Below are 19046 nucleotides of genomic sequence, written 5' to 3'. Positions count from 1 at the left end.
GTTCACTCTTTTTTAAACTTCACTTTGGCAAGAATATTTTTGGCAATTTTTTGCCCCCATACGCTACCTTTTTCGATCGACCACCGGTAGTGAATGCCGGCATACACCCGGGATATTGCAGCTTCTGCCGCCCAGGCATTCAGGGAAGTAAAACTTCGGGGCGCCATGCCCAGGTAATCGAATGTATGGTCGGTGAAATGAAAATTGTCACCCAAAACAGTGGTCAGCATGGTCATAAACGACGTGCTGTTTACGGAATGCGCTGAAGGGAATTCCGGGTGACTGGGTGTGGCGAATAGCGCATTCCACGTGGGATGACCGAGCACATTACGAATATAGGTGATGGGCCGTTCCACATTATAGGTATATTTTGCTTTAAAGCAAGCCGCGATCGCATCCCATGAGCCGATGCCACCTTTAGCATAGGCTTCTGCGGCCAGATCAAGGCTGACGTTGGCCTGGTTCAATATTTCGTGGAGCACCGAAACGATTTGGCCCGCACCGGGGTAGCCCGGGTTACTCCGGTAGAACAAACCGATTGCCGTTTGCTCCGGTGTCAGTGTTTGAGAGACATCATACACTTCCTTTACCATGGCATAGTAAGCAGAAGACGGGTCTGTTGAATACATTGGGGGTCGCGGCTGCTCTGCCCCGTCCCCACTGCCCACGACCATCAGGCGGTTGAGACCGGCATATGGATTCACGGCTGGTGCAAAATTGGGCGGCGTAGGTGCCCAAAGACCTACACCGACCGGTGGAACATAGGGTGGCCGCGGAAAGAGCACACCGTCTGATTTGGACCATTCAAAAATGCGCCGGGCCACTTCTGTCCCGTATTCAAGGGAGCGTTTTAGTTCAGCCTCGCTTGTCTGCGTGGCGAAGGATTGGTTCAAGGCGTTTTCCAAAGAATCCATTGAGGCCTTATTGGCCGCTGTTGCATTGGGCAAAAAATTCTTGCTCAGGTAAGCCAGGGCGGCATTGGCACTGGCAGCCCAATGGTAGGCAACACCGGGCAGGGTAGTTGGCATTGATGGCATTTCGTTCAGTTGGCCGGAGAGGGTTTGATATGAAGGCATTCCGTTCACCACGGCTTCATACAGGGCAATGCCGCAGTAGGGCAACATCCGTCCAAGGTCGCCACCAGGCGTACCAGGCGGTACCCGGTTGATCCGGAGTTGCATCGCCAGCCACTTGACTGGAACTTCGGAAGAATACGTTTTTGTTTGCTTTAAATGACCGTGAAGCTGGTTCGCCGCGTTTATTGCTTCCTGTTGAACATCACCGTTTGACTGCAAATCCTTTTTGCAGGATGCTAACCAGCCAGCCGATAGGAAGAGAATGATACCGGCAATTCTACTTGAAACATTCATGGTTTTTATTTTAAGTGAATAATTAAAGACTCCGAATGCTTATTTACTCTTTCAAAAATTTCAGCGTGTTGCTGACATTCTGTGCCACCTTTCTTCCCTGCTTTAGGCCGGCATCAATTGAGGGTTGATAATGAATTCCGGCATAGAGTCTCGATGCGCCGGCCTCCTCTCCGAAAGCCCTGAAAGAAGAAAAAGACCGGGGACTCATATTAAGGTAGTCGTACGTATGGTCGGTGAAGGAGTAATTGTCGCCGAAAACAGTGGTGAACGTTTCTGCAACTGCAGCCGATAAAACAGCATGGGCCGACGAATACTCGGGGTGTGCGGGTGTCGCAATTAATGGAGACCATGCAGGATGGCCCAGCACATTTCGGATATATGTAATTGGCCGTACCAGATTATAATGATACTTGGTTTGCCAGCAACTGACAGAGGCATCGAAGGATGTGATGCCGCTAACGGCATAAGCAATGGCCGCTTTGTCCAGTGTCGCTTGTTTTTTTTCAAGCACCTGCCGCAAAATGCTTAAATAATGGCCCGGAGTAGTAACACCTGGAACGTCTCTCCAATACAAAGCCATGGCAGTTTGTGAGGCCGTGAGCATTTGCGAAACATCGTACACCTGCTTAACCATCTGGTAAAAACCGGAAGATGGATTTTCGGAATACGCAAGCGGGGCGCCTGGTTGGGCGTTGTCCCCGCTTCCGGAAACAAAAATTCGCAAGTTGCCCCAGTAAGGCGTGCTGGTTTTCGGTATCGGTATCGAGGGAGGAACCCATAAACCGGGTCCCATCGGAACCGTGTAATCATCACTCGCATGCAGATAGCCATCTCCTTCCGACCATTCGAAAACTTTTTGCGCGACTTCTTTTCCAAACGTAACCGAGCGGGTAACAATGTCGGAATTTTCCTCACTTCGAAACTGTGTCTCCAAGGCATTTTCAAGTGAATCAACGGCAACTTTATTGGCACTGCTGGCCGATGGGAAAAAGTGCCTGTTCATATAGGCCAATGCCGCGTTGGCCGCTGCCGGCCAATGATAAGCGAAACCATGTTCTGTCTGGGGCATAACCGGCATGGCCGTTAGTTGCCCTGCTAAACTCTGATAAGCAGGCATTCCGGGCACAACCGTTTCATACAGAGCAATGCCGCTATAGGCATAAGGCCTGGTGAAGGCGACATTGGCCACACCCGTCGTTGCCGCCATCAGGCGAATTTGCATATCCATCCATTTATTCACGGCTTCAGACGAGTAGGTATTGGTTTGCTTCAGGTGGCCGTGTAGCTGCCCTCCCGCTTTCAGTGCTTCCTGCTGATTGTTTTCCGTGGACTGCCTTTCTTTTTTACAAGCTGTAAACAAGCCAAGAGAAAGCAGAAAAATTGTCGTGGTAGATTTGACAGGAAAGTTCATGGCTGTTATTTTATTGTTTAACTCATAAGCGTGAGACACAGGCAGAATGAACCGATTTCTAAAAGCAAAGCCTTTCTGAATGCATCCGGCCGAGCTATTGTCTTTGGGCTCGGTATCAATGTCTTTTTATTGGGTCAAGTGTGATGTTATCACAGGGAGGTATTACGCAGCAGTATTCAAGAAGGTGGTATAAAGGTGGAAAATCTATACGGCGAAAAATTGTACAAATTCGTCATTCTTCAACTGGCAGGGCAAGAAAATAGGCTGCCATTATTTGGATCATTTTTGCGTAACGCCTGGGTGTGTTGCCGGCAAACTTTTTAAACTGCCGGATGAAATGGGCTTGGTCTACATAGCCGCAAACTTCCAGAATTTCAAAAATGTCTTTTTTCCACCAAAGCATTTTTACAGCATGGGCAAACCGGGAAATTTCCGAATACAGTTTAGGCGGCAACCCCACTTTTTGGTTAAAGTGTCGTTCCAGTGTTTTGCAACTCATGTTCGCCTGGCAGCAAAGCCACCCGATTTCAACGGCGCCTCTTTTCAGGTTGATGACATTGATGATTTTATCCAGGTTGTGAAGTTCAAAAGAGGTTTTGCGCAGCCAGTCCAGAAGAAAGGCTTCAACGATGGTAATCCGCTCGGTGATGCTGTGTGTATTGAATATTTTTTCGCGGCATTCGAGCAGTTCTTTCGGATCGATAAAACGGGCTGCATCGTTGGTCGTGTTGCACAGTGCACTCATGTGGATGCCAAACAGCCTGTAAAGTCCATAAGATGTAAAAATCACCAGCACCCCGTGGCTTCGACCGCGAAACTGGTGATAGGATTTTTGGGCGAGGTGCCCCATTACGGACACTGGGTGAAGCGGGATGAAAGATTGCGAATCCACGCGGATATAATGTGCTGTCTCGTCGGATAGAAAATTCAGTCCCGGCATATTCATGGGCAGCATTTCCTCCACCACCGGCTTGTCCTTACTACCGTTTCTTTCAAAAGCAGAATAATACTGCACAAAAGGTTTCAGCTCCGGGCAAGGGCGAAAAGTAGTGAACCGGGACATACCGCTTCATTTTTCTGGTAATCAAAACACAAATACAACCGATCATTGATTTTCGCTGGCTGGGAGTGTTTGGTTCACAGTGTAAGACCATTAGAAATTGATGCGGGGCTGATCAGAGGATAATGAGTGGTGGCGCCAAACTTAAAATTACATTTTAATATCATATCACCCTAGGATAGTATAGAATAAAGAAGGGAATTAGATTTGCTGTTTTTACCGGGCCAGTTCAAATTGTCGCCTGATAGTATAGGTCAGCAACAAACGACCCGTTTGTCCGGACAGGTTTTCGAGGGGTCGCAGTTCTTCGCGGGAAATCTCCATTGTCACGGGCCCTGCCGAAAGGTTTTTCAAAAGGCCTTCGTCAACATGCAGGTCGCCATTTTTTACCTCTACGTCTTCGTTGACCCCCGCTGAATGGAGGGACGTATCCGTCATCACAACCCGCAAAACTGTCGGGTCGGTAGGAAGATCATCCAGGTGTAGGACAAACGGTTTATTTCCCAGTTTTTCCGGTAACTCGGTGGCGAGGGAAAAGGGCATGAACGAGAACTCCACCTGGTGCTTTCCTCCTTTTGCATCGACAAACAAAATGATATGGTGGCCACGTAGCGAACCGACCGGTTTGATCAGCTCATAGTAAGGCCCGCTTAAACGCGAACTGTCGGCAGGTAGTTCCACCCCATCGAACAGAACCCTCGATGGCTTCTCCAATGCAAAGGCTTCTCCGTTTTCGTCTCCTGCTTTGTATTGCAGCCTGATCGTGGCATCGGCCCGCCCCTCTTCAGCAGAAACCTGGTAATCGTGAAAGACAGCAACCGGTTTGTGACGCCTGGACCGACCCGATTCGCCGTTTTGGCAGCCGGTTAAAAAACTAAAAAAAAAGGAGAAAATGATCAGGTAACGCATAAGGGCTTTCTTTGATTTGCAGCAATGGCAAAGGATCAGTTAAGAGTCTGCTTCTTTGGTTATCGTTAAGAATGAACGGGGTAGACGAAAGCCCGCCTAAATGGATTATCTTTGGCCGCTCTGTCAATCTGGCTACTAAGGAGACTTAGCACCTTTTTTGACAACCAAATTTCTCTATTATTTGAAATATAACAATACCCCATACAACGTATGATTGGATTTTTTTCAAAGCTATTCGGTGGCAGCAAGTCGGAAAAAGACGTGAAAGCCATTTTGCCGCTGGTAACCAAAATCAACGAACATTTTCAGTCTTACCAGGGATTGAGTAATGACGATCTGCGCCATAAAACGGTTGAATTCCGCACCCGCATCAAAGACCACCTGAAAGACGTGGATGCCCAGATTGAAGAAACCAACAAGCGTGCAGACGAATTGCCGTTTAATGACCTGGTTGGCAAAGATGCGGTTTACCAGGAAGTGGACAAACTGAAAAAAGACCGCGACCAGAAGATCGAGGAAATTTTAAAAGAATTGCTCCCGGAGGCGTTTGCTGTTGTAAAAGAAACTGCAAGGCGCTTTAAGGAGAGTACCGCGGTCACGGCAAAAGCAACGGACCTCGACAGAGAATTAAGTGTTACCAAGAATTATATTACAATCAACGGCGACGAGGCCACCTACCAGAATTCCTGGACCGCCGGCGGCGGACAGGTAACCTGGAACATGGTACACTACGATGTGCAGTTGATTGGTGGCTCCGTGTTGCACCAGGGAAAGATTTCCGAAATGGCCACCGGTGAGGGTAAAACCCTTGTGTCTACTCTCCCCGCTTATCTCAATGCCCTTGCCGGCGAAGGCGTTCACATTGTTACCGTAAACGACTACCTGGCCCGTCGCGACAGTGAGTGGAACGGTCCGATTTTCGAATGGCTGGGACTGAAGGTCGATTGCATCGACAAGCACGAACCCAACAGCGAAGCCCGCCGTCGCGCCTACATGGCCGATATCACCTATGGTACCAACAACGAATTCGGCTTCGACTACCTGCGTGATAACATGGTACACAGCCCCGAAGAAATGGTGCAGCGCAAGCACCATTATGCCATGGTGGATGAAGTGGACTCTGTTTTGATCGATGATGCCCGTACGCCGTTGATCATCTCCGGCCCGGTGCCCAAAGGCGACGACCAGCAATTCCACATTCTTCGTCCCCGCGTGCAACAGTTGGTGGAAGCCCAGGAGCGCATGGTCCGCGGCTTTTTGAACGAAGCCAAAAAGAAATTTGCCGAAGGCGATGACGATCCTAAAAGCGGTGGACTGATGTTGTTCAGAGCCTTCCGCGGCTTACCGAAGTACGGACCGCTGATCAAGTTTTTGAGTGAGCCCGGTATTCGTGTGAAACTCCAAAAAGCAGAGAACTATTACCTGCAGGATCAGCAGCGCAACATGCACATCGTGGATGAAGACCTGCTTTTCCATATCGACGAAAAAAACAAATCGGTAGACCTGACCGACAAGGGCATCAACATGCTGACCCATGCCGGCGAAGACCCCGAGTTTTTTGTACTGCCGGATATCAACCTGCGGCTTTCCGAGATCGAAACATCGGAAGCACCGGCGGAAGAAAAGATGCACCAGAAAGAGGCGGTTTTAAATGAGTACGCGGCAAAAGCCGATCGCATCCATTCGGTGCAACAGCTTTTAAAAGCCTATTCGCTGTTTGAAAAAGACGTGGAATACGTGGTTATGGATGGCGCCGTCAAAATCGTTGACGAACAAACGGGCCGTATCCTCGAAGGCCGTCGATACAGCGATGGTTTGCACCAGGCCATTGAAGCAAAGGAAAACGTGAAGATCGAAGCAGCAACGCAAACCTATGCGACCGTAACCCTGCAAAACTATTTCCGTATGTACCACAAGCTGGCCGGTATGACCGGTACAGCCGAAACGGAAGCAGCGGAATTGTGGAGCATTTACAAACTGGATGTTGTGACCATTCCAACCAACATCCCGGTAATCCGCCAGGACCAGCAGGACCTGGTGTATAAAACACGGAAAGAAAAATTCAAATCCGTCATCGACGAAATCGAAGCACTTCGCAATGCCGGCCGCCCTGTGCTTGTGGGTACAACCTCGGTAGAGGTAAGTGAATTACTCAGCCGCATGTTGCAGGTAAAGAAGATCCCGCACAACGTACTGAACGCAAAACAACATGCCCGTGAAGCGCAGATCGTTGCCGAAGCCGGCCTGGCCGGTGCCGTTACCATTGCCACCAACATGGCCGGCCGTGGTACGGACATCAAGCTTGGCCCCGGCGTGAAAGAAGCTGGTGGCTTGGCTATTATCGGTACGGAACGCCACGAAAGCCGCCGTGTGGACAGGCAGTTGCGTGGTCGTGCCGGTCGCCAGGGAGATCCCGGTACGTCACAGTTCTATGTATCGCTGGAAGATGACCTGATGCGCATGTTTGGCAGTGAACGCATTGCCGGCCTGATGGACCGCTTCGGTTACAAGGAAGGTGAAGTGATCCAGCACAGTATGATCACCAAATCCATCGAACGGGCACAACGCAAAGTGGAAGAAAACAACTTCGGTATCCGTAAGCGTTTGCTCGAGTATGACGACGTGATGAACATGCAGCGGAACGCTATCTACGACAGGAGAAATCACGCCCTGTTTGGCGAACGCCTGGCCCTGGATATTGACAACGCGTTTTCCGTCACTGCCGAAGAGACGATCAGCACCTATAAAGAGCAGGACGATTTTGAAGGTTTCCGGCTTTCCTGTATTGTCAATTTCGGCCTGGACTTCCAGATTTCTGCCGAAGAATTCAGGACCACTGACAGCAATACCCTATCGGAACGCCTGTACACGGAAGCAATTGAAAACTACCAGCGCCATAAGGACGATGTAAAGCAGGAAGCTGTTCCCGTGTTCCAGAACATTCGTCACACACAGGGTGCACATATCGAAAATGTCGTTGTTCCCTTCACCGATGGCCGAAAAGGAATTAATGTATTGGTGAACCTGGACAAGATGCTGCAAAGCGGTGGCGAGGAATTGTGCAATGCCATGGAGCGCAACATCACCCTGGCCATTATTGACGATAGCTGGAAAGAACATCTGCGTGCCATGGACGACCTGAAACAAAGTGTGCAGACAGCTTACCTCGAGCAGAAAGATCCGCTGGTTATCTATAAAATGGAAGCCTACAACCTGTTCCGGAGAATGAGTTCGGACCTAAACCGCGAAATCGTTTCGTTCCTGTGCCATTCGCAATTACCGATGCAGCAGGAAGAAGCACCGCAACTCCGTGAAGGGCAGCAGCAGAAAACAGATATGAGCAAGCTGCATGCAAACAAAGAAGAGATCGAAGCCGCCGGTGAAGATTATGCGGCGAACGACAAAGATTACTACGATCCTTCCAGCCCGGCCGGCAACATCGCTGTGCGGCAGGAACCGATCAAGGTCGGTCCCAAAATCGGCCGCAACGATCCTTGTCCCTGTGGCAGTGGCAAAAAATTCAAAAACTGCCATGGCAAAGAGGCTTAAAATCATCAAGCACTGATAAAAAAATGCCGCAGTCATATCTGCGGCATTTTTGTTTTTGTTATCTACAGGACTGGGCAATGCACCCTACAGGCGTCAACGCAGAAAACGCCTTCGGCAAAAGGGCCATCTCAATGCAAACTTTTCCGGCTTCTAAAACTGCACAACCCTTACGAGGCTTTGGCTTGTATGCTGCACGGAAAGGGCAGTGCGGACTATCTTCTCCGACACCTAACCTGTTGCTAATTCAACCTTCACGAGATTGCCAATTTAGTAGTAGGTTTAAACATGCAACCCATTATTCGGAAAATGCGCATTGAGGACGCCTTTGCTGTCAGCCACCTTTCGCATCAGCTTGGGTACGCCTTGTCGGAAGAACAGACCCAAACACAGTTGGAAGCCGTTCTTACAAATAAAGAACATACTGCCTTTGTGGCAACGATGAATGGAGCTGTTTCAGGATGGATTCATGCTTTCAAACCGCTTTATATCGAAAGCCTGCCATTTGTGGAAATCGGCGGATTGGTGGTAGACGAAGCACACAGGGGAAATGGTATTGGTAAGAATCTGGTGGAGGCTGTAATGCACTGGTGCCACGAACAAAACATTCCAACCCTTCGCCTGCGGTCGCAGGTAAAACGGAAAGAAGCACACCTGTTTTACAAGGCTCTTGGTTTCGAGGAAATAAAGCAGCAAATCGTTTTTCAACGGAAGCTTTCGCAATAAAAAACGGCCACCATCCTGGTGGCCGTTTTATTTAGAAAAGATCATTTAAAATTTAAAACCCAGCGTAAGGCTCAGTACCCGGTTTTTATTGTTGTTATCGGCATTGCTGTTGGTACCGCTTTGCAGTTTGGCCAAACCCAATCCGTAGTTGACACCCAGGACAACGCTTTTGCCTTCTATGCCTGCAGTTCCGTTCAGGCCATAATCGAATCGACGAATGACACCAAGGCCTGTACCTTCTTCTTCGTTGAACGTTGTGGGATCATCGTTAGAGAACGTAATATCTCTCTCGTAGCTGTAGCTCCCGGTTAGGGCTCTTGTGCCTTCGGTTTTTGTTTTACCACCAATACCCATGGCAACATAAGGACCTGCGCCCACGAAGAGCCGGCTGGTGCCGCCAATCGGGGCTTTGAACAAAAGGTTGACCGGCAGTTCCAGGTATTGCGGGTTGAATGTTTGCTTGAAATAACCGGCCTGTCCGGACGTGCCTTTCTGTACTTTCGAACCCTTTCCTGTGTAGAGAAGTCCCGGTTGAAGGGTGAGAACATTGCTACCCAAAGGGATGTCGGTTAAAATCCCAACCTGGAAAGATGTCAATTGGTTGGCTTTATCTACGCGGCCGTTGTCTGTTACCGACACGTTGGCCAGGTTTACGCCACCTCTGATCTGTGTTTTTTGCGCTTGTGCCATCATCCCGAATGAAACGAATGCAGCAGTCAACGTCAGAAACTTGATTTTCATGTTGTACTTTTTATTTGCCACTCATTTCACAAATGGCTTGCCAGAAGTGAAAACAGGAAAAGATTACAGCAACAAAAAGCTCCCGGACCGGGAGCTTACAAAAACGTTGTGCATAGTTGGCTTCACCTGAATCGCTCTGTCAGATTGAGCGATACCTGCCGGCAAGGATACCGGGTTCTTCTCCGGCAAGATTAACAGGTATGACAGGTATTGGCTTTGTCGCGAATACGAATGTAAAGAATTGATGAACGCATGTCAAGAGGGAATTAAAAAAAATAATAGCATCCGGTGACCCGATTTTCGGACAGTAAAATAGCCGTTCGTTTCAGAACGGCTATTTACTATAAAAGAGTGACGGGGATCTTTTCCCGAAAAAGTCTTGCGGAATCAGAGTATCAAATACGGATTGTCGTTAAAACCATTACTGCGTTTCTTTTTTCCTTTTGAAAAGCGGCGGCGTATCCAGCCGAAAAATCTTGATAACATGGCAAGTGGTTTTAAACGTTTAAAAATTGATTTTCAGTTTTCGGAAGGGAAAGACTAACCGGCAAGAACAGCGCCAAAACCCGTTTACGCAGGAAACAGTTTTTTCAACTGTTTACAAGATAAAACTTATTTGTCATTCGGCCCGCCATAAAATTCAGCAAAAAGCCCCACCATCCTTCGGCAAGCTCAGGATTGATGAGGCTTTTATTATTTGCGGGTTGGCAATTGCCAACCGGGGATCGATTAATAATCCATACCACCCATTCCGCCAGGCATGCCACCAGGAGCACCAGCTGCGGATTTAGGCTCAGGCTTGTCGGCAACCACACATTCGGTGGTCAGCAACATACCGGCAATCGATGCTGCATTTTCCAATGCGATACGGCTAACCTTGGTTGGGTCGATTACGCCGGCAGCGATCAGGTTTTCGTACTGCTCTGAACGAGCATTGAAACCATAATCAGCCTTGCCTTCGCGAACTTTGTTGACAACCACGCTGCCTTCGATACCGCAGTTTTCTACGATCTGGCGCAAAGGCTCTTCCAAAGAACGACGAACAATCTGAACACCAGTAGCTTCGTCAGCGTTGTAGGTGTCAATCGAGCCCAGGGCTTCAATAGCGCGAACATAAGCCACGCCGCCGCCGGGAACGATTCCTTCTTCCACAGCCGCACGGGTCGCATGCAGGGCATCATCCACACGGTCTTTCTTTTCTTTCATTTCCACTTCTGTGGCAGCACCAACGTGCAACACAGCCACACCACCGCTCAACTTGGCAAGGCGCTCCTGCAGTTTTTCGCGATCGTAATCAGACGTTGTATTCTCGATCTGGGATTTGATCTGGTTGATCCGAGCCTGGATGCCTTCTTTCTCGCCACGGCCGCCAACAACAGTTGTGTTGTCTTTGTCGATCACAACCCTTTCCGCCTTACCCAAATAAGTCAGGTCGGCGTTCTCGAGTTTGTATCCTTGCTCTTCGGAGATCACGATACCTTTTGTCAGGATCGCAATATCCTGCAGCATTTCCTTTCTGCGGTCGCCAAAGCCAGGAGCTTTTACAGCAGCCACACGCAGGGTGCCGCGCAATTTGTTTACAACCAGGGTAGCCAGTGCTTCACCTTCCAGATCTTCGGAGATGATCAGCAACGGAGCACCTTGCTGGGCCACTTTTTCCAGGATGTGCAGGATGTCCTTCATGCTGCTGATCTTTTTGTCGTAGATCAGGATATAAGGATTTTCCAGTTCGGCCTGCATTTTTTCGCTGTTGGTTACAAAGTAGGGAGAGATGTAACCGCGGTCGAACTGCATACCTTCTACCACGTCAACCGTAGTCTCGATACCTTTTGCTTCTTCGATGGTAATTACGCCATCTTTGGACACCTTCGCCATGGCTTCGGCAATGAGCTTACCAATCTCTTCGTCATTGTTGGCAGAGATGGCCGCAACCTGCTGAATCTTCTGGTTGTCGTTGCCCACCTGCTGGCTTTGAGCATGCAGGTTTTCAACCACAGCCTTAACGGCTTTGTCGATACCCCGCTTCAGGTCCATGGGGTTTGCACCTGCAGCCACGTTTTTCAGGCCTTCGGTAATGATGGCCTGCGCCAGCACGGTGGCTGTCGTTGTACCGTCACCGGCGATGTCAGCGGTTTTCGAAGCCACTTCTTTCACCATTTGCGCACCCATGTTCTCAATCGCGTCTTCCAGTTCGATCTCTTTTGCCACAGAAACACCATCCTTGGTGACTGAGGGAGCACCGAATTTTTTCTCGATCACCACGTTGCGGCCTTTAGGACCGAGGGTTACTTTCACAGCATTGGCGAGAACGTCTACGCCACGCTTCATTTTATTACGGGCATCAGTTTCGAAAAACAGTTGTTTTGCCATATTTGAATGTTTAAAGTTTAAGGTTTAATGTTTGAAGTTTTGCTTTCAGCCATCGGTTGTCAGCTTTCAGCTTTTTTTGCTGGATGCCGATCGCTGTTTCCAGACAGTTTACACAATAGCGAGAATATCGCTTTCACGCATGATCAGGTAGTCTTCGCCTTCGATGGAAATCTCTGTTCCGGCATATTTACCGTACAAAACGGTATCGCCTTCTTTTACGGTTACCGGTTCGTCTTTTTTACCGGGACCTGCAGCGATCACGGTGCCACGCTGGGGCTTTTCTTTGGCAGTGTCGGGGATAATAATACCACCAGCAGTTTTTTCTTCTGCAGCAGCGGGTTTCACAATCACTCTGTCGTGCAGAGGGGTAACATTTACTTTGTTAGCCATACGTGTATGATTTTTTGGTTTAAATGAAAAGATGTCATTTCTTCAGACCATCCGGCGCTACGCCATTACCCTGAAGGCGGGCAAAGGTAAACGAAGATTGTGCCACCCCGTCAGAAACGGAAAAAATTTCAGGAAAGAGCACCCTTTCGTCCCTTAGCGACTGCCATAAGTTTCCAATGACTTACAAAATGTCAAAATTTGAACGAAAAGCAAGATTTAGAATGCATTGATGGCAGCCATGCCTTCCCGATTGCTTATCTTCGCACCCTTATTTTTTTCAAGGCATAAATGGACGCAGCTATCAAGACATTTTCAAAGGATCAACAAAACTGGTTGCAGGCAATGAGAAGCCCGGTTTTTCGCCGGAAACTTTTTATAACCTTTGGTGGCTGTTTGATTTGTCTCTCCGTCCTCCCCTTTTTCTTTCAGATCATCCAGGCAAGGCAGGGTATCGTGCTGAACGATTTTGTGCTGGAAGCATTACCGGCCCGGGACGTTTCCGTCGGCATTTTTTCCATCCTGTGGGGTACGGGACTTTGGATGCTCGTGAAGGCCATCCGCAACCCGCAACTGGCCGTGCTGTTTTTTTGTGCCTTCTGTATCTTTCTGTGCACCCGTTTTATCACTATCTCCCTGGTTCCGTTGGATACACCGCCCAACCTGATCCCGCTGGCCGACCCGTTGAGCAATTCTTTCTATGGACAAAGTTTCATTACGAAAGACCTGTTCTATTCGGGCCACACGGCATCTCAGTTTTTGTTCTTCTTTTGCTTCGATAAAAAAAGGGATAAGATCATTGCCTTGCTTTGCAGCGTTGTCATCGGCATCCTGATTCTAATCCAACACATCCACTATACGATTGATGTTGTGGCAGCACCGTTATTTTCATATTTATGCTATTTCGTCGCTAAAAAACTGGTATCTGACTAATAACCGTGATGAAGCGATGTAAATATCTTTTTCTTTACCGTTTTAAAAGAAGTTTTATTTTTAAAAACCAATTCAGTTAACATAAAAACCTTACAACCATGAAAAAGTTAACTGTTCCTTACTTTGAACTGGGAACCAAATTGACTGCCGAGCAGTTGGAATTTTTCGATAGATATGGTGCTATTTTATTCCGGAATTTTATTACGCCTGAACTGGTAAAGGAAATCATCGCCGATACCCAGCGCATCGAACGGGAATGGTTAGAGGCTGGCATTGACAAAGTCAATGGTATTCCTCTGAAATTTGGTAAAGACGAAAACGGCAACAGGTGCATTCAACGCCTTTGCTTTTTAACCCAATATAGCCCCGTCCTGAAGGGCCTTTTAGCGGATCCCCGGGTTACCGCCCTGCTGGACCTGGTAAAGCCGTACGAAGGCCGCATTGGCGAAAACGAAAAAGACGGCCTTGTCTTAAATAATTACGTTCGCACAGATGACAGTGCTTTCTCACAAATGGGATGGCATACCGACAGCCCGAGAGACCTGTTCCTGGGCCAGAAGATCATGCCGATGTTGAATGTTGGCCTTCACCTGGATACGGTGCCGTTTGAAAATGGCGGCCTGCGCATTATTCCGGGCACGCACAAACAGGGCATGCTTCGCCTCCTGTTTGGCAAGAAATACTTCATCGACCACCGCCCCGACCCGAAAGAAGTGGGCTTCGACATCCAGGCCGGCGACCTGACTGTGCATGACGGACGCCTGTGGCACCGTGTACAGAAGTCTCCTTTCATCGGTGAAAAGAGCCGTCGCCGCGTGATGTACTTCCCTGTGGTAACGGGCAAGTACATGCCGAAAGACAAGAACAGCAAGACGCCGTTCTATCACCGCCTGGCTTCTACCGTTCAAAATTAGTTTTGCATGTCGTATGCGTTGATAACCGGCGCCAGCAAAGGCATTGGTAAAGCCATTGCCTTTGAACTGGCCGCCAAAGGTTATGACCTGGCCATTGTGGCCCGTAGCGAATCCCTTCTGCAACAGATTGCCGAAGAAATAAAAGCCCGGTACAATGTCAACATTGCCTACCTCAGCATCGACCTTTCAACGGCCGCTGCGGCACAGGAGGTTTTTCGCTGGTCGGAAGAAAACGGTTTTGCCGTTTCCATCCTGGTCAACAATGCTGGTTTTGGTCTAAGCGGCGCCTTCGAAAGCTACCCGCTGGAACAACATGTGAACATGGTGCAGGTAAACTGCACAACACTGGTTCAACTGACCTACCTGTTTTTGCCCCGTTTAAAACAGCAAAAACAGGCTTACATCCTCAACATCGCATCGTCTTCGGCCTACCAGGCCGTTCCCTACCTTAGTTTGTATGCAGGCACCAAGGCCCTTGTGCTGTTGTTTACCCGGGGATTGCGTCACGAACTGCGCAACACATCCGTCAGCGTTACCTGCGTTAGCCCGGGTGCTACCGACACGGAGTTTAACACGAGAGCGCAAATTGGTCCCAAAGCCATGAAAGCCGCGGAAAAAGTGATTATGACGCCGGCGCAGGTTGGCCAGGTGGCGGTGGAGAGCATGTTTAAAAAGAAGGCCGAAGTGATTGTCGGCGTTGTAAATAAACTTGGTGGATTCCTATCGTGGCTGCTGCCGAAAAAGTTTGTGGAGTCAACCACGGCCAAACTTTACCAGTAATGTGAATGGTATTTGTCAACTAAAATCTTCCTGTAAAACAAATAAATTGAAGAGCCTCCTTCACCCGGGAGGCTTTTTTTTCAATGAGGGTCCCCTTGGCCTCAAGGTTTCCTGCCTGTTTTCTCTTCGAATAATTTTTCAAACAACGGGCTTTCCGTCTTTTTCCATTTGTCCCAGAAGGTGAAGTAAAGACCGTAATTGTATTTAAACTGCTTGTGGTGAAGGGAGTGATGGGTTGCCCCGATAAGCCATTTGCCAAGCGCATTACGATGAAAACCTTTGGGATATACTTCGATGTCCAGGTGATTGATAACGCTGCTGAAGGTCATGATGGTTAAATGGATTACCAGGACATAAAGGTGCATGGGCAGTAAAAGCAAAAGCAGGGGCAGGAAAAGGGCCTGGAGCAATCCTTCCAGCGGGTGAAAGGAAAAGGCCGTCCACGGGGAGGTGATATTGCTGTCGTGGTGCACTTTGTGAACGAACCGGAAAATGCGGGGCCAGTGCATCCAACGATGAAGCCAGTAATAATAGGTTTCGTGTACGAAGAGGGCAATCACTAGACTAACGGGCAACCACCAGATCGGGTAGTCATGCGGGTTGGTATAAATCTTTGTATACCCTTTCTGCCAAAGCAAGCCGAGAACGGCACCAGAGACGGCAAATATGCCAGCGGTGAGCATGCTCCAGCCGACCTCCTTCCTAAACTGACCTTGTTTGTAGTCTCGTTCATTGATTTTCCGGGGCTGCCATTTTGTTTTGTGCCATTTGTAAAAAACCAAGTAGAACAAACCTGCAATCAGGAAATACCGGCCAATGACCACGGCAAAAACCACGGTAGCAGCGATCAAAAACCAAAGCGGGGATGACAGGTCGGGTAGTTCCATAATTGATGTCTGGTAAATGTAACAAGTTATTCCCGCGATCGTTCAGCAGGAAAAACTGGAAACTGGATGGCGCATGACCGACCTTACCTTACAGAAGAAACCTGGCCAGCCGGATTAGGCATACCCTCTCCTATTTGCAATGCAAAGCGATTGGACAAAAACAGCGCAATATCACTCTCGTGACAACAGCGACCAGTTATCAATCATTTTATCGGCTCAGTTTGCGGGAAGAAATGACGTTCTAAAAGACGGGGCCCATCGGCGATAAAAATCAGCATAAAGTATCGTTTTCCCTCCTGATGTTTAACAGTTTCTTGGACCCTATTTAATTGATTGGCATTGTTTTTCGAGTAAAAAAAGAAACACATTCACCATGAAAAAAATCCTTACACTTTTGATCGCTGTGGGTGCAGTTGCTACCCTTCATGCCCAGTCCAGGGAAGAAACACGCAGGGTAATCCTGGGCGGCAGCAAAAACAATGGAACTTATGGAAACGGAAACCGTGACGTTGTTTTGGGCCAGGGTAATAACGGACAATATCCCAGCTACCCGAATGGCAGTTATGGAAACGACAGGCAATACCAGATTGAACAGGTGAACCGTGAATACGATTCCAAAATCTATTCTATTCGCAATAACTCTTACCTGAGTAACCAGGAAAAACAACGCATGATCCGCCAACTGGAAATAGACAGGCAACGACGAATCGACCAGATCAATCGCCAATATAGTGGAGGTGGATACGACAATGGTTACGATAACGATCGCTACGAAAGAAAAGATAACGGAAAGCACAAAGGTTGGTATAAGGGAAAAGGCAACCCGCACGGCAACGGTGGTAAAAACTGGAAAAACGGTCGGGACAGGGATGATGACTAGTCCTTCGAAAATATTGCCTCTGCCCACAGGCAGGTAAAGGCAAAGCCGGAACGTTGAAACGAAAAACCTCCTGGAAGCCAGGAGGTTTTTTATTAGTAGGAAATGAGACTCGTTGACAGAAAATCTATTGCATTTTGAATGATTCCAAAAATTTGGTATTGAAATCCCCCGAACGGAACCGTTCGTTCTGCATCAGTTGCAGGTGAAACGGTATGGTGGTCTTCACTCCTTCGATCACGTATTCGCTCAAGGCCCGGTACATGGTGTCGATCGCCTCGCTACGTGTCCGGGCAACCGTAATCAGTTTACCAATCATTGAATCGTAATAGGGTGGGATCACGTAGCCGGCATATACATGGCTGTCGACCCGGACGCCGTGGCCGCCTGGCTGGTGCAGCACCGAAATACGTCCCGGTGAAGGGCGGAAATCGTTGTACGGATCTTCGGCATTAATACGGCATTCGATGGCATGCTGCTGCGGTTCATAATCCATCCCGGAGATCTTCTCTCCCATCGCAATTTTGATCTGCTCTTTAATCAGGTCGAAATTGATCACTTCTTCCGTCACGCAATGCTCCACCTGGATACGGGTGTTCATCTCCATGAAGTAGAAGTTGCGGTGCTTGTCAACCAGGAATTCAATGGTACCAACGCTTTCGTAATTGATGGCGCCGGCCGCTTTTTTTGCCGCTTCACCCATCTTCTCCCGCAGGTCTCGGGTCATGAAAGGCGAAGGCGATTCTTCCACCAGCTTTTGGTGACGGCGCTGGATGGAACAATCCCGCTCACTCAGGTGGCAAACGTTTCCATACTGGTCGCCGGCTACCTGGATTTCGATATGGCGGGGCTCCTCAACAAACTTTTCCATATAGATGCCGTCATTCTTAAAAGCGGCGGCTGCCTCGGCTTTGGCCGTGTTGTAGGCCCGTTCCATTTCGGATTCCTCCCACACAATGCGCATCCCCTTTCCGCCGCCACCGGCAGTGGCTTTGAGAATGACAGGATAGCCCATTTCACGGGCAATGCCCTTTGCCTCTTCCAGGCTGCCGAGCAGGCCTTCGCTGCCGGGAATGACCGGGACACCGGCGCGGATCATGGTTTCTTTGGCCGTGATCTTGTCGCCCATTTTATTGATCATGTCGCCGGTGGGACCGATAAACTTGATTCCATGGTCTGCGCAGATCTGGGAAAACTTGGCATTCTCGGCCAAAAAGCCATAACCGGGGTGCACGGCATCGGCGTTCGTGATTTCGATTGCCGCCATGATGTGCGGTATATTAAGGTAAGACTCGCTGCTTTGCGGTTTACCGATACAAACCGCTTCATCGGCAAACTTTACGTGCAGGCTGTCGCGGTCGGCAGTGGAATAAACAGCAACTGTTTTGATTCCCATTTCACGGCAGGTACGAATTACCCGCAACGCGATTTCGCCACGATTGGCGATCAGAATTTTTTTAAACACAGAGGAATGAATTTGAAAATTTGAAAATTAGCAAATATGAAAATGAGTTTCGTTCCATCCATTTGCACATTTTCAGATTTGCACATTTGCTAATTAAGCTGGTTCCACCAAAAACAACGGCTGGTCGTATTCGACCGGAGAAGAATCATCGACCAGGATCTTCACAACCCGGCCCTTGACTTCACTTTCGATCTCGTTGAACAGTTTCATTGCTTCGATGATACAGACCACTTTGCCTTGCGTTACCTCATCGCCCACTTCGACAAAATTGGGCTTGTCGGGCGAAGGCCGGCGATAAAAGGTTCCAATCATGGGGCTTTTAATGGTCAGCAGGTTCGATGCCGCGGGGGCTGCCGGCGCGGTTGGTTTGGCTTCGTCAGATTGGGGCAGTGCAGCGGAAGCTGCCGGTGCGGCATGTACCATGTGCGGTACTGCAACAGGGGCTGAAGCAGAAACCATGTGTGTGATGGCTTCTTCTTTTTGTTTGATGGTAATTCGGAAATCTTTTTGTTCGATGCTTACCTCTCCGATATTTGATTTGTTGATCATTTTGATCAGCTCCTGAATCTGCTTGAAATCCATTTGTTTCAATTTATTTAGGTTTTGATGAAAACAGGCGGCTAAGATAGGCAATTCTTGTCCTCCAAAATTAACCGCTGCCGGCGCATAA

General features: G+C 48.8%; 16 protein-coding genes. 6 read left to right on the top strand and 10 right to left on the bottom strand.

Annotation, left to right across the window (positions count from 1 at the left end):
• Positions 1-2: 2 nt before the first annotated feature.
• The 4 genes from D6024_RS17095 to D6024_RS17080 all read right to left on the bottom strand — a co-directional run bounded on the left by D6024_RS17095 (position 3) and on the right by D6024_RS17080 (position 4750).
• A complete protein-coding gene (locus tag D6024_RS17095; RefSeq protein ID WP_121355910.1) occupies positions 3-1370 on the bottom strand; it encodes a vanadium-dependent haloperoxidase in 1368 nt (455 codons plus the stop codon).
• Positions 1371-1413: 43 nt separating this feature from the next.
• A complete protein-coding gene (locus D6024_RS17090) occupies positions 1414-2781 on the bottom strand; it encodes a vanadium-dependent haloperoxidase (RefSeq protein WP_121355908.1) in 1368 nt (455 codons plus the stop codon).
• Positions 2782-3013: 232 nt separating this feature from the next.
• A complete protein-coding gene (locus D6024_RS17085; RefSeq protein WP_121355906.1) occupies positions 3014-3844 on the bottom strand; it encodes a helix-turn-helix domain-containing protein in 831 nt (276 codons plus the stop codon).
• Between the two features lie 213 nt (positions 3845-4057).
• Complete coding sequence (locus tag D6024_RS17080; protein WP_121355905.1) at positions 4058-4750, bottom strand: hypothetical protein; 693 nt, start codon at positions 4748-4750, stop codon at positions 4058-4060.
• 210 nt (positions 4751-4960) lie between these two features.
• On the opposite strand from D6024_RS17080, the gene secA reads away from it, so the two are divergent.
• Positions 4961-8299, top strand: a complete 3339-nt coding sequence (secA, locus tag D6024_RS17075) for a preprotein translocase subunit SecA (protein WP_121355903.1) — start codon at positions 4961-4963, stop codon at positions 8297-8299.
• Between the two features lie 285 nt (positions 8300-8584).
• Positions 8585-9022, top strand: a complete 438-nt coding sequence (locus D6024_RS17070) for a GNAT family N-acetyltransferase (RefSeq protein ID WP_121355901.1) — start codon at positions 8585-8587, stop codon at positions 9020-9022.
• A gap of 45 nt (positions 9023-9067) precedes the next feature.
• On the opposite strand, the gene D6024_RS17065 is transcribed toward D6024_RS17070, so the two are convergent.
• The 3 genes from D6024_RS17065 to D6024_RS17055 form a co-directional block, all read right to left on the bottom strand.
• The gene (locus D6024_RS17065) at positions 9068-9763 is read right to left on the bottom strand and encodes an outer membrane beta-barrel protein (RefSeq protein ID WP_121355899.1); all 696 of its coding nucleotides are present in this window, start codon (positions 9761-9763) and stop codon (positions 9068-9070) included.
• Between the two features lie 729 nt (positions 9764-10492).
• Complete coding sequence (gene groL / locus D6024_RS17060) at positions 10493-12133, bottom strand: chaperonin GroEL (protein WP_121355897.1); 1641 nt, start codon at positions 12131-12133, stop codon at positions 10493-10495.
• Positions 12134-12241: 108 nt separating this feature from the next.
• Positions 12242-12523: a co-chaperone GroES gene (locus D6024_RS17055; RefSeq protein ID WP_121355895.1), complete on the bottom strand. Its 282-nt coding sequence runs from the start codon at positions 12521-12523 to the stop codon at positions 12242-12244.
• Between the two features lie 342 nt (positions 12524-12865).
• Between D6024_RS17055 and D6024_RS17050 the strand changes: the two genes are divergently transcribed.
• The 3 genes from D6024_RS17050 to D6024_RS17040 all read left to right on the top strand — a co-directional run bounded on the left by D6024_RS17050 (position 12866) and on the right by D6024_RS17040 (position 15147).
• Positions 12866-13453 (top strand): phosphatase PAP2-related protein, encoded by a 588-nt coding sequence (locus tag D6024_RS17050; protein ID WP_162944832.1) that lies wholly within the window; start codon positions 12866-12868, stop codon positions 13451-13453.
• A 98-nt stretch (positions 13454-13551) separates the two neighbouring features.
• Positions 13552-14367, top strand: coding sequence for a phytanoyl-CoA dioxygenase family protein (locus D6024_RS17045; protein ID WP_121355891.1), 816 nt, complete (start codon positions 13552-13554; stop codon positions 14365-14367).
• A gap of 6 nt (positions 14368-14373) precedes the next feature.
• A complete protein-coding gene (locus tag D6024_RS17040; RefSeq protein ID WP_121355890.1) occupies positions 14374-15147 on the top strand; it encodes an SDR family NAD(P)-dependent oxidoreductase in 774 nt (257 codons plus the stop codon).
• 101 nt (positions 15148-15248) lie between these two features.
• Here D6024_RS17040 and D6024_RS17035 read toward each other — a convergent pair whose 3' ends face one another.
• On the bottom strand, positions 15249-16034 hold the full coding sequence (locus tag D6024_RS17035) for a sterol desaturase family protein (protein ID WP_121355888.1): 786 nt from the start codon (positions 16032-16034) through the stop codon (positions 15249-15251).
• A gap of 373 nt (positions 16035-16407) precedes the next feature.
• On the opposite strand from D6024_RS17035, the gene D6024_RS17030 reads away from it, so the two are divergent.
• Complete coding sequence (locus D6024_RS17030; protein ID WP_121355886.1) at positions 16408-16914, top strand: DUF1542 domain-containing protein; 507 nt, start codon at positions 16408-16410, stop codon at positions 16912-16914.
• A 124-nt stretch (positions 16915-17038) separates the two neighbouring features.
• Here D6024_RS17030 and accC read toward each other — a convergent pair whose 3' ends face one another.
• Both accC and accB read right to left on the bottom strand, forming a co-directional pair.
• Positions 17039-18376 carry an acetyl-CoA carboxylase biotin carboxylase subunit gene (accC, locus tag D6024_RS17025; RefSeq protein WP_121355884.1) on the bottom strand — a complete coding sequence of 446 codons (1338 nt, stop codon included), beginning with the start codon at positions 18374-18376 and terminating at the stop codon, positions 17039-17041.
• 93 nt (positions 18377-18469) lie between these two features.
• Positions 18470-18958, bottom strand: a complete 489-nt coding sequence (gene accB, locus D6024_RS17020; RefSeq protein WP_121355882.1) for an acetyl-CoA carboxylase biotin carboxyl carrier protein — start codon at positions 18956-18958, stop codon at positions 18470-18472.
• Positions 18959-19046: the final 88 nt, after the last annotated feature.

Source organism: Flavisolibacter nicotianae, assembly GCF_003628535.1.
GTDB lineage: Bacteria > Bacteroidota > Bacteroidia > Chitinophagales > Chitinophagaceae > Flavisolibacter > Flavisolibacter nicotianae.
The sequence above is the reverse complement of the archived record's forward strand: the minus strand, read 5'-3'. Positions and strand labels throughout refer to the sequence as shown.